Raw genomic sequence first — 11,891 nt, 5'->3', positions numbered from 1 at the left:
TCACATGAGGGGTCTTCCGCCCCCTCAACCCCGCTAAGAGTAAATGTGAAAACTAAATTTTTCTCTTAATTCTCTCCAATGTTACCTGTTCATCAAATTCCTCTCCGAATTTTTTCAACCAGCCCCTGATTACAGTTCCCATTAACGGTGTGAATTTCCATCCTTCGTATTGGAACTCTACAGTAACTTGATTCTCATGAACTAGAAGGGTCACTTTACCACCTCCTTTACCCCTTCCCTCTAACTCGAAAGGGTAAACAACTCCATCCTCAGGAGAGTATACATGGCCTCTTATTGTGAAATTTGTTCCAAAATAAAAACCCCATCCGACATATCCTTCTTCCTTTATTGTGACGTCCTTCAGAGCTCTAATGACCTTAGGAAGTAGAAACTTTGGATCTGCGCATATAACCTTAATTGGGCTTGCCTCTTGTTTCGTAGGAAAGCTGTAGATCTCTCTCAATCTGCAGTAGTTTAGCCTAAACGCTCTCTATAAATTTTCATCAAAGTGGAAAACTAAAGAGGACAGGCACTTCAATACTGACCTCCTCCCCGCCCTAAAGGGCGAGGGTCCCCTTAGGGCGGATCATAGGTTCGTGGTTTACCGCCTTCATTTTCATCGCTTCATAGCTGGTGGGTGCTAATAGCACCCACCCCGCTCCGTTCGTCCAGAGGTGGACCACGGGCCGGGCCTTCGGTCCGTTACCCCTATCCCTCACTGGGAGTTGCCCTCCACTCCCAGATCCTAGAGACTCGGGGATGTGTAGAATATTTATCGCCCCATTCAAATCCGCATTTATAACTTTCCCCATGCGGGGACACCTGAACAAACCACGCTTAATACGCCCACTTTCGTGGGCTTCCCCGCACAGGGAACAAGACTTAGAAGTGTAAGACTCGTTCACCCTAACAATCTTAATCCCTAATTCCTCCCCAATCTCCTCAAAACGCTTAACGACATAACTATAGTTCCAGAAGTTTACAGTGAGTTTGTTGCCGTGGTTCCTACTAATCTCTCTAGGATAACCTATAACAACTTCACTTACCCCCTTTTGTCCTAACTCCTCCATTATCTTCCTAACCATGCTATTTAACGCGTGTTTTAAGAACCCCCTCCTCTTATCGTAAAGCAATTTAAGCTTCCTACCCCTCCTTTGCCCATGCCTAGCCAAAACTTTCTGAACCTCACTTGTCCTCTTACCATAATACTCGTATCGAGAGAGAACACCACCACCCTTGAAAATATACCACTTACCATCCTCAACATAAACGGTGGCTAAATTAACAATTCCCAAGTCCACTGAAGCCCTTAAGCTCCCCCTGCTCTCCACAGTGCTCTCCACCTCAACAGGTATATGTGCATACCGAGCTTTCCTGGCATCGTCGTAGTGAATCTCAAGCCTACCTAGCTTTCCACACCACTTAAGTTTCCCCTTAAACCTCAGAGAGAGTTTAAAGTCCTTCAAATAGATGGTCCTCTCGCTTTCGTTCACCTCGTAACGGTCGTTCCTAATGATGAAAATCAGCTTATATTTCCCATTTTCGTCCTTCCAATAGCCTGGAGGTCTTGGTCTGAACCACTTTGGTAGTTTACCCTCCTTCTTTTCCTCAATTAGCGAGAAGAAGCTCCTCCAGTCCTCAGCGTTCTTCCTAGCCACTTGCTGTGCATTAACCTTTAACACATGCTTATATTTCTCGTAAACCTCTTTTTAGTTTTAGCAAAATCTACTCTCTCCCCTTTCTTGAACTGTTGCATTCTTAACCAGTTTACCTCGTTCCAGCATTTGGCAGTCACTATAGCTAGTTCCTTGAGCTTCTCGTGGGTGTCCTTGTCTATAACGAGTTTAACCACGTTAGTCCTCTTCACCTTCTTTCACCCATCGTTCCTCAATGTACTTCCTTATTGTCTCGCTTGATACGTTTCCGGCTGTCGATACGAAGTAGCTTCTAGTCCAGAGTTTTCCTCCCGTGTATTTTCTCAAATCTGGGAACTTCTTCAAAACTAGTCTGGCTGACTTCCCCTTGAAGTAGTTTGCTAGGTATGATGGTGAGTATCTGGGTGGGCATTTTACGAAGAGGTGTACATGATCTGGCATTACTTCTAGGGCCATTATTTCACAACCTAACTCTTCAGCAATCGATTTCAAGACCTCTTTAGTGTATTCAGCTACTTCGTCGATTAATATGCCTCTACGATACTTAGGAACCCATACGAAATGATAGTTGCATAGGTATTTCACATGCCTCGTTGACTTATATTCCACAATACTTTAAAGTATTCGGATTTTAAAAACTTTACCCCGCCCCTAGAAGGGGCGAGGCTTGCCAATCTTTTGTCACTACGCCCTTAGATCTCAACCGCCTCCTCACTGTTACAAAGTCGGGGGTTGAGGGGGCGGAAAGCCTCGCCCTTCACGGCGGGACGGACAGCCCCCTCATATTTATACTTCTTTGTTAAAATTTCTCTTAGTGGTACTAACGACGCTCCTCCCCAGCTCGATCTAAGGTTTAATGGGACTGAGGGAGGAGCGAGCAGCGGCTTCGATTTCCTTTAAGGGACTAGACGTAATGGGTGAAAGTCCCCTCCTCTTCAAATGGGAGTGGATCTCTGATCCACTCGACTGCCCACCAAACGAGACATGTAATCCCGAACCGATGGTGGGAACGACGAGCCCCCTGGGAGGGAACCCTCGTCCCTTCCAGGGCGGTGAGAAAGTCAGTTAATACGCGGAGCTAGTCCTCAACTGCAGTAGAACGAAAGCCTCGGCCAACGAGAACGAGGAGAAGACCTTTCATTGGGGCAGGGGGTTCTTCCCTCCTTTTGAGCTCTCAAAGCTCCAACATCGGCGCCTCTACTCGATGATTACTTAGACACCCACGCTTTGATACCCTCGGGTATGGTAGATTTATTATTGTAAACCAAAGAAATTATGATATGACCTTACCGTTTTCTCCTCAGGACTTCAAGGTGGAGTTGAGGGAGGAGCACGAGTTACTCAGGCAGTCGGTCAGGGAACTGTGCGAGAGCAGGGTCAGGCCCTACGTGGAAAAGGGGGAGAGGGAGATGGCGATACCGCCGGAGGTGAGAGGTGAGTTGGCTCGGGCCGGGATATATGGAATGAACGTCCCTAGGGAATATGGAGGACAGGAGGCCGATCTATTGTCGCAGGCCATAACAATAGAGGAGATCTCCAGAGTATGGCCGTCGCTCTCGACCCACGTCTTCGGTTATTGGCTCTTCAACGTTCCCATGGTTAGGTTCGCCTCCGAGAGGCTTCGCTCCGAGCACTTGCCCGAGGTCGCCTCCGGGAGGGCGGTGGTGGCCTTCGCCAACACCGAGCCCTCCGGGGGCTCCGACGTCGCGGGGATGAGGACCACCGCCAGGAAGGTCGGGTCGCACTACGTGATAAACGGGAGGAAGACCTTCGTCACGAACGGGGGGATTGCGGACAGGCTCCTCGTCACAGCCAGGACCTCCCAGGGGGAGAGGAGGTGGATGGGGATATCCATGTTCCTCGCCTCGAGGGAGCACGGTTTCAAGGTGGAGGGGAGGATAGAGACTTCAGGCGTCAGGGCGTCAAACACGGCCCAGCTCCTCTTCGAGGACGTGCGGGTCCCGGAGGGGAACCTGGTGGGGGAGGAGGGGAACGGCTTCAAGCAGACCATGCTCGCGTTCGACTACAGCAGGGTCTCGGTGGCCGCCCAGGGGGTGGGCCTCGCCCAGGCGGCCCTGGAGGCCTCCCTCTCCTACTCCTCCCAGAGGGAGGCCTTCGGCCAGCCCGTGGCCTCCTTCCAGATGGTCCAGGAGAGGTTGGCCGACGCGATGGCGGAGGTGGCCGCGGCGAGGCTGCTCACCTACTTCGCCGCCTCCCTCCTCGACAGGGGGAACCTCCAGGACGGGGTGGTGGCGGCGTCCATGGCGAAGTTCTACGCCACGGAGGTCGCGGAGAGGGCGGCGAGCAGGGCGATCGAGGTGCACGGGGGTACGGGGTCTCCACGCCGGTGGAGAGGTTGCTGAGGGACGCCAAAACCACGACTATATACGAGGGTACTAACCTCATCCAGAGGATGATAGTGGTGAGGCAGGTCATGAGGAAGTTATACAACTTAAACATTAGGTGAAAGGATCTCGAGAGCTAACCTAACTAGTCCGTTTAGATAAGTAACAACAAGTTCAGACACCTAGTTGATCGGTATCGCCCTGAGGAGCTTAAGGGAGCTTTCCTCTTCACTTTCAGTCCAGATCCAATGGCTGCCATTACCAAACCATGTCCCCCGACTTACTCCCCAAGTATTTCACTCGGTAACTATTCGTTTTGTGTGTTTGATGAAACCATAGCGTAAAGGCGTTTTCCTCCTCCTCACTGTTAACCTCAATCCCCTGAGGTCTTCCTCTCTGCCCTCTAATTATTGCTACCCGATCATTAATAGATGACTTCTGGTTCCCACGGATTAAGATGCGTCGTTGATTTCTCCTCTCTCTCACTAGGGCTGAGGAGTAGCGTTGTCGAGTAAGTGTTTAAGCAAACTACATTTGAGCTATAGTCTCGAAGGGAGGCTTTAATTATTTTATAAATAGTCTATTTAAATTATTATTAGATAAAAGAGTATTAATAGGGAGAGGACATGGAGACTTTCTAATGCCAACCCTTTCTTATATGATCACAAAGAATGAAGTCTCTAGCGTATATTAGATATAATTAAAAGAATTGCTTTAAGATCTGGAAAGATTATCTACGAACCCCCAGGGTGAGAGGACAGCATGCCGTACAGCTCCGCTGAGTTTATGTGAGACCTCCTTAATCTCAGCCCGAGAGGAGTGAGGGCGTCTTCAACCGCGTTGACTATGGATCCTATCGGACCTCCTCCACCCTCTCCTATACCTCTTACACCCAACATAGAGCTTGTAGAGCGAGTGACAGAGTGAAGGAGCTCGACAGTGGGCATTTCCTTGGCCCCTATAGGCATGTAGTCGTAAAACGTAGAGGAAAGTAACACCCCTTCAGCGTCGTAGACCAGATCCTCATACAGGGCGGCACTTATTCCGTGCATTGTGGCCCCGAGCTCTTGTCCCTCCACCACTAACGGATTTATCATTACGCCAGGGTCCGACACGACAACGTGCTTAAGGATCTTTACGGTCATGGTTTCGGGGTCTACCTCCACAACCGTACCGTGCATTGTGTAAGAGTAAGTGAGGGTATTGTTGATCCTGTTCTTCTCGTCGGGTAGGTTGTAAATGAAGTCTGGCCTATAGACGTAATGACTAACTAATCCTGGTTCCATACCTTCTGGAAGGAACATCACGTCTGACCAAGCCACGGTAGCTATCCTGTCGAAGGACACCTCCTTTCCAGAGGACTTCGAGACTATTCTCTTACCCCTTACCTCGAGGTTGGAGGGACTTTCGTTCAAGAGATGGGAGGCTATCTTGATCATTTTGTCGCGCAATCTGACTGCGGCCATGTAGATTGCGCTCCCTGCTAGAACTGCGCTCCTGCTAGCGTAGGCTCCCGAGTGCTGTGCCCACACACCTGACAGAGTGTCAAATCCCATCTCTACCTGCACTTCTGACGGATCTACGTCGAACACTTCGGCAACTATCTGTGCCATGGTGGTGGCGTGAGACTGTCCAGTGTCGGTGGCCCCTATCCTGGCCACTATATTTCCTACCTGATCTACCATCACCATTGCGGCCTCAGAATTGCCTGAGACCGGGAAGTCCCTGTTAATTATTTTCACCTGACCGAAGTTATTAGCTCCGGAATCGATCACGGAACTAAACCCAATTCCGATGTACCTTCCAGTCTTTCTAGCCTCCTCCTGCTCCTTCCTCCACTTAGCGTAGTCGAGGGCGTCCAAGAGTTTGCGGAAGGCCCCAACGTAATCCCCTCCATCATAAATGGCGTAGGAAGGCCCCTTGTAAGGCATCTCTTCCTTTCGTATGAAGTTCCTTAACCTAACTTCAGCCGGATCTAGACCGAGCCTCCTCGCGAGCATATCCATAACCCTCTCCCACATGAAATTATGCTGCAGTCTAGAGTATCCCCTCACAGGCCCTGTCGGTCCCTTGTTCGTTGTCACCTGTACGAATCTCACCCTAACGTTCTTCACCCCGTATATTCCTGGGGTGACTTGGCTCCATATTACAGCGCCCGCGGGCTCATACCTGGGATATGCGCCGCAGTTGTCTATGGCCTTTACGTCTATTGCCTTTACTACACCCTCCTTGTTTGCTGCCACCTTGACGTAAAACACTCTCTCGTTGTTGTGGGTACCAGATGCTATATTCTCGGACCTAGTTTCCACGTACTTCACGGTGGCCTTGAGTTTCTTGGCTATGAAGGCGAGGAGGGTCATGTGAGTGTAGTTTATTATTTTCCCTCCGAACGAGCCGCCAACGTTGGGGGCACGACGAACCTTATCTTGGAAGGGGGAGTCTTCAAAGCGGTGGCCACTAAAGGCACGGTGAATACGGGCATTATGTTGTTGCTGTATATAACAAACGAATCGGTCGCCTCGTCGTACGTGGCCACTACTCCACTCGTCTCCAGGGGAACCGAGGCGTACCTGTGGAAGGTTATTTTCTCCTCAAATTTGACCTCGGCGTCCCGAAAGGCCTTATCTACCTCTCCTAGGTCCCAGAGGCCCTCCCACACCACGTTGGAGCCCACCTCCTCATGCACTAACACCTTTCCCTCAAGGGCCTCCTCTGGGTCCACTACTGCTGGGAGCTTCTCGTACTCCACGTCAACCAACTCGGCTGCATCCTCGGCCACATATTTGCTGCTGGCCACAACGGCCGCAACCGGCTCGCCATAATACCTTACCTTATCTACGGCGAGGGGGTAATCGAGGAGGTTTCCAGCAGGAGGTTTAGGGATCTGTGGGAACGGGTTAAGTTCCCTCCTGACGTCTTCTCCAGTAAATACGGCTACCACGCCCTCCTGCGCCATGGCGTTAGAAGCGTCGATCCTCTTTATCTTCGCGTGGCCGTAAGGAGATCTAACATAGGCTAAGTAGAGTGCCCCTGGAAAGTCCAAATCGTCTATGTACTTACCTTTTCCCGTCAGTGATAGGAGATCCTCCCTGATTCTCACCGGCTTTCCTATCCACTTAAACTCCTGTGTTTCGGAGGTAGCCTCGGTGCTCACTTCCTCCCCCCCTTCATCTCTACCGAAGCCTCCTTTATGGCCCTTATGATTGGAATGTAACCAGTGCACCTGCATATGTTCCCTGCTATCGCCTCCTTTATTTCCTCCTCAGTGGGGTCTGGATTCCTTGAGAGGAGGAAGTAGGCCGACATAAGCATTCCAGGAGTGCAGTAGCCGCACTGGAGAGCATGATTCCTCCAGAAGGCCTCCTGGAGTGGGTGGAGCTTCCCGTCCCTACTGAGACCCTCGACTGTGGTCACCTCCCTACCGTCTGCCTCCACCGCCAGCATTGTGCAGGACTTCACTGACACTCCGTCCACCAGCACGGTGCATGCGCCACAGCTGGTGGTGTCGCAGCCTATGTGAGTTCCCTTAAGTCCGGCCACGTCTCTTATGAAGTCCACCAGCAACATACGCGGCTCGACGAGTCCCTCGTAGGTTTTACCGTTTATTTTCACGGAGACCTTCACTTTCTCCACTATCCTCGCTTTCTCCAAGCTCAACTCACCTCACCTACCGTCGAAAGGGCCCTCCGCACTAGCACCCTCAAGAGTTGCCTCCTATACTCGGAAGAGGCGTGCAGGTCAGAGGGAGGAGTAAGTCCATCGGTAGCCACGTCTCCTGCCACTTTAACGACTTCCTCAGTCAACACCTTTCCGATAAGGTATTCCTCGGCCTTGGTGGCCCTAACGGGTGTGTTGGCGGCCACTCCCAGTGCTATCGAGACTCTCTCAACCTTCCTCTCGGGCGAGAGCTCTACACTCACTCCAACCATGGCCATGGGCCAAGACGTAGCGGTCTTGGAAATCTTCACGAACTTCTGCTTCGTGCCTGGCCTAGCTACAGGCACCTCTACATCCGTCACCACCTCGCCCTGTCTTAGAGAGGTAACTAGTGTATCGACGAAGAAGTCCCTTATTGGGATCGTCCTCTTACCCTCAGGCCCAGTTACGTGAACAGTGGCGTCGAGGGCGGTTAGGGCGGTCGCCATGTTGCAGGCTGGATCGCCGTGGGAAATGTTACCACCTATTGTACCACGGTTCCTTATTTGCTGGTCAGCTATGTGGCCGGCCGCTTCGCTCAATAACGGAGCATACCTCTTCAGGTCTGGGCTCCTGTTCACTGCGTCGTGTGTGGTCAGGGCTCCAATCTTAACGGTCTCTCCCGACACGGTTACGTGGGGTTTCAGCTCCGCCACCTTGGAGAGAGATACGATCGTGGACGGTCCTATGATTCTCAATTTCATCATGGGCAGTAGGCTTTGCCCTCCAGCCATCGCTTTTGAGTCCTCGTCCTTCGAAAGTATCTCCACTGCTTCTTTCAGGGTGGTTGGAGCACGATACGAGAAAGGTCTAGGTCTCATCTCGATTTGTATTATTGAAGCTCCTATAAATGTTTATTTTCGACCTAGGTATCTCACCCTGCTGGCTTTCCTTACTTCTAAACATTGATGTTAAGACCCCAATGAAGTTTGGGATATCCCTATTGGACCGTAGATCCCGTGAGTTTGAGAATGTCGGTTCTCGGCCTCTTTTAACCTTCAGGAGAGCTAGATAGTCACTAGGCTCACTGAGGGTGACTTGGTGAGGAATTATTTAGCTCGTCGTCCACGTGCTGCTCTTCTCATTTTCAGACTTCCTTTCCATCGTAAATGGGTTCCTCTCCGAATTCAGGTTAGCCTCTTGGCCATTCGTGTGGATCAGTGAGGGTCGGAGAACCTAATTCGAAGTGTGATCGTTCGTCTACGGACTCCGGATCCAAAGAGTTAAGAAGTGAATTCGATGACGCTCCTCTCTCTCGCTGAGTCCCGCGTGAAGTTTGGAGGGGAGACTCGCTACCTGGTGCCAACTGAAAAATTGATGTTTAAAGAGATATCTAAAAATTTTCTATGATTGACCATATTTGCCGCCCTAGAATGTTGAGGCCATCAATCTCTCTGGAGTTACGAGGTGCCTGAGATGTTGAGGTAGGGAGCTCGTCACGGATTACCTAGTGAGAGTTCATTACTTCCTTCACTAACTCAACGAACTCCCCGTCAGTCAGGGCCCTCTTCTTGAGTTGTGCCTCCTCTTTTACTTTAGTCAGCAATTTAGCGACACCCTCCTCTCCTAGTTTCGATGGATCATAGCCTAACTCCCTCAACTTGTACTCTATCGAATGTCTGCCGCTCTTCTTCCCCACGAGAACTCTGTGAACGTTACCCACGAACTCCGGGAGGACGGGTTCCGAGCCCAAGTAGTACTTTGCCCACCCCGCAACTGAAATTCCGCTCTCCCTACCAAAAGCGTTTTCCCCCACAAATGGCTTACCCGCTGGAATCCTCACCCCGGATCTCTCTTCAACTAGCTTAGAGAGCTTATGCAGGAGCTCAGGCCTCACCGAGGTCTTCACACCATAGAGGAGATTCAGACCCATCACAACTTCGTCCAATGGTGCGTTTCCAGTCCTCTCCCCGAGGCCATTAATCGCCACATGTGCTACAGTCGCCCCATTTGCCACGGCGGCCAAGGTAGTCGCGGTGGATAGTCCAAAGTCGTTGTGGGTGTGGACCTCAAGGGGTTTTGTCAACAAACTAGAGAGCGTCCTAACTAGGAATCCCATTGCTTCAACGGTTATGCATCCGAACGTGTCCACCACTGCAACAGCATCAGCCCTTGATCTGGAGATCTCCTTGATCATCTCAAAGTATGCCTCAGGCTCAGCGCGGGTCGTGTCCACTCCGAAGAAGGTCACGTAAAGCCCGTGGGACTTGGCGTAATCTATGTGCTCTAGAGCGCTGGCCTTCGACTGTTCTAGACTCCACCCGAACTGTTTAAGCTTGGGGACGCCCACTGGAGCCTCCAAGATGACTCCATCTACATCACAGTCCACAGACTCGTCCAAGTCCTTCCTCACCAGCCTAGCGAGAGTGAAAACCTTCGAGTTGAGGCCGGCTCTTGCGACGGTTTTGATAGCGTCTTTCTCCTCCTCCGATATGACAGGCATTCCCACCTCTATCCTGTCCACCCCCGCGTCATTGAGAGCTTGTGCAATAGAGACCTTGTCCTCCTTTCTAAATACTATCCCAGGCGTCTGTTCCCCATCGCGAAGGGTGACATCATGGATTACTACTCTCTCTGGTATCTTAAGTTTTCCTGTTACTTCTGGTATAAAATTGAATGGGCTGACCCACCACGTTTCCCCTCGGTACTTCTCGCTCAAGCGACTTCACCCACGTTCCAAGGGTCGAGTAAGTAATAAAGGATTGCGGTGAGAGCTGGTCTAGTTCTACCCCTGAAGGACTACGGTACGGCCCTAAAGAGTGGAACTCCTACGATCAGAGCGGCATCAGGTGCTCGTACTTAGTGAACCTCGGTTAGTAGGGACGGAGGACTATCTCAAGAACCCTCGCCTAGGTGTGAGCGCTGACTCCCAAACTAGCATAAAGATGCGGCCTACTAAGCTCGATTAAGTTGTGCAAAGGACCTTTACGTCTTCGTCAACAAAATCTTCAGCTCCTTTTGAATCTCCTTACTACATAAGTGGGTTACGAAGCTAGAAGGTTCCTCACGCGTTTTATCATATTGAACGAGTACTAATACCTTACCTTTAGTTCCAGACACGACTCTTCGACTTGTGGAGATACTTACTGGGAGCCTATTGTATATTAAGGAAAGATGAAAATCGGTAACCAGCTCACTTAAAGGACCGGGAGTTAACATTAATTAGGATACGACAATTAAATAGTTCGTGAAAACATGGCGTGGGGAAAGCCTCCTGGAAGTATAGACGTAGAGGAGGAAATAAACTGGGTCAGGAAACCTACTCCTCCTGGGAAGAGATTGAGCGGAGCCAGGGCCCTAGTTACGGGTGCCTCCAGAGGATTCGGAAGGGCCATAGCGTTAGCCCTCGCTAACGAAGGAGCCGACGTGATAGTCAACTACATAAAAAGTGAGGACGACGCAAAGAGGGTAGTAAAGGAGATCAAGGACATAGGCCAGGATGCGGTGGCCATACAGGCCGACGTTAGTAAATATCAGGAAGTAAAGAGGATGGCTGAAGAAATCTGGGAAACGTGGGGCAGGCTAGACGTCCTCATAAATAACGCGGGTACCACTGCCCCGAGACAGACGTCTTGGAGGGAGCTCTCGGACGAGGTAGTCAACGAGACCCTAGACTTGGACCTTAAGGGGACTTACTACTGTCTCTACGAGTTTGGGAGTAGGATGCTCGACCTCCAGAGGAGCGGCACTATAGTTAACATAGCCTCCAACGTGATCACAACTGGAAGTCCTAGATCGCCCATATATGCAGCCGCGAAATACGGCATCATAGGACTTACTAAGACGTTCGCACTTGCCTTAGCTCCTTTCGTGAGAGTCAACGCTGTGGCTCCGGGATATATGGACACTCCCTCCCTCAGGGCCAGGAAGGATTGGACTGAAGAGAGAAAGAAATGGATTATTCAACACACGCCCCTTCGTTCCCTGGGCAAACCAGAGAACATCGCCTACGTTGTAGTGTTCTTAGCCTCGCAAGACTCACTTCACATCACAGGAGAGACCATATTCTGTGACGGTGGATTTACCATGGCCGCTATTTGAACCGTAACAAAAATACTTTTTATTAAGAAATTCATTCTTCATTTTCTCTCCTTGTTTAGAAGGAAGTCAAGCTCTAAATCTGAAGTAAGGAAAAATACATTAAAAATAAAGAGTATTTCTCCCTATGAAAAGGCCACCACCCAAACTCGCATAA

9 protein-coding genes and 2 pseudogenes are annotated in these 11,891 nt (G+C 50.6%); 3 read left to right on the top strand and 8 right to left on the bottom strand.

Going from position 1 to position 11,891, the window contains the following annotated elements; all coding sequences use genetic code 11:
- Nucleotides 1–52: 52 nt before the first annotated feature.
- From HS1genome_RS02400 to tnpA, 3 genes and pseudogenes are all read right to left on the bottom strand, one after another.
- Nucleotides 53–463 (bottom strand): STK_08120 family protein, encoded by a 411-nt coding sequence (locus HS1genome_RS02400; RefSeq protein WP_126449367.1) that lies wholly within the window; start codon nucleotides 461–463, stop codon nucleotides 53–55.
- Nucleotides 464–490: 27 nt separating this feature from the next.
- Nucleotides 491–1,867, bottom strand: a pseudogene (locus tag HS1genome_RS02395) (RNA-guided endonuclease InsQ/TnpB family protein).
- Complete coding sequence (gene tnpA / locus HS1genome_RS02390; RefSeq protein WP_126449365.1) at nucleotides 1,854–2,264, bottom strand: IS200/IS605 family transposase; 411 nt, start codon at nucleotides 2,262–2,264, stop codon at nucleotides 1,854–1,856. Before tnpA ends, HS1genome_RS02395 begins: the two are co-directional and overlap by 14 nt.
- A gap of 247 nt (nucleotides 2,265–2,511) precedes the next feature.
- On the opposite strand from tnpA, the gene HS1genome_RS12440 reads away from it, so the two are divergent.
- Both HS1genome_RS12440 and HS1genome_RS02375 read left to right on the top strand, forming a co-directional pair.
- Complete coding sequence (locus HS1genome_RS12440; protein ID WP_126449364.1) at nucleotides 2,512–2,724, top strand: hypothetical protein; 213 nt, start codon at nucleotides 2,512–2,514, stop codon at nucleotides 2,722–2,724.
- Between the two features lie 211 nt (nucleotides 2,725–2,935).
- Nucleotides 2,936–4,122 (top strand): annotated as a pseudogene (locus HS1genome_RS02375) (acyl-CoA dehydrogenase family protein).
- Between the two features lie 612 nt (nucleotides 4,123–4,734).
- Here HS1genome_RS02375 and HS1genome_RS02370 read toward each other — a convergent pair.
- From HS1genome_RS02370 to HS1genome_RS02350, 5 genes are all read right to left on the bottom strand, one after another.
- Nucleotides 4,735–6,375: a xanthine dehydrogenase family protein molybdopterin-binding subunit gene (locus HS1genome_RS02370; protein WP_338067371.1), complete on the bottom strand. Its 1,641-nt coding sequence runs from the start codon at nucleotides 6,373–6,375 to the stop codon at nucleotides 4,735–4,737.
- Nucleotides 6,375–7,154 (bottom strand): xanthine dehydrogenase family protein molybdopterin-binding subunit, encoded by a 780-nt coding sequence (locus HS1genome_RS12945; RefSeq protein WP_158613677.1) that lies wholly within the window; start codon nucleotides 7,152–7,154, stop codon nucleotides 6,375–6,377. The genes HS1genome_RS02370 and HS1genome_RS12945 overlap by 1 nt, the downstream gene beginning before the upstream one ends.
- Nucleotides 7,151–7,651, bottom strand: coding sequence for a (2Fe-2S)-binding protein (locus HS1genome_RS02360; RefSeq protein ID WP_269470935.1), 501 nt, complete (start codon nucleotides 7,649–7,651; stop codon nucleotides 7,151–7,153). Before HS1genome_RS02360 ends, HS1genome_RS12945 begins: the two co-directional genes overlap by 4 nt.
- A 2-nt stretch (nucleotides 7,652–7,653) precedes the next feature.
- Nucleotides 7,654–8,517, bottom strand: coding sequence for an FAD binding domain-containing protein (locus tag HS1genome_RS02355; protein ID WP_126449361.1), 864 nt, complete (start codon nucleotides 8,515–8,517; stop codon nucleotides 7,654–7,656).
- Between the two features lie 626 nt (nucleotides 8,518–9,143).
- Nucleotides 9,144–10,355, bottom strand: coding sequence for a LeuA family protein (locus HS1genome_RS02350; RefSeq protein ID WP_126449360.1), 1,212 nt, complete (start codon nucleotides 10,353–10,355; stop codon nucleotides 9,144–9,146).
- A 536-nt stretch (nucleotides 10,356–10,891) separates the two neighbouring features.
- Between HS1genome_RS02350 and HS1genome_RS02345 the strand changes: the two genes are divergently transcribed.
- Complete coding sequence (locus HS1genome_RS02345) at nucleotides 10,892–11,737, top strand: SDR family NAD(P)-dependent oxidoreductase (protein ID WP_126449358.1); 846 nt, start codon at nucleotides 10,892–10,894, stop codon at nucleotides 11,735–11,737.
- Nucleotides 11,738–11,891: the final 154 nt, after the last annotated feature.

The organism is Sulfodiicoccus acidiphilus, from assembly GCF_003967175.1.
GTDB lineage: Archaea > Thermoproteota > Thermoprotei_A > Sulfolobales > Sulfolobaceae > Sulfodiicoccus > Sulfodiicoccus acidiphilus.
Note: the sequence above shows the minus strand (reverse complement) of the source record. Positions and strands in the feature narration are given on the sequence as shown.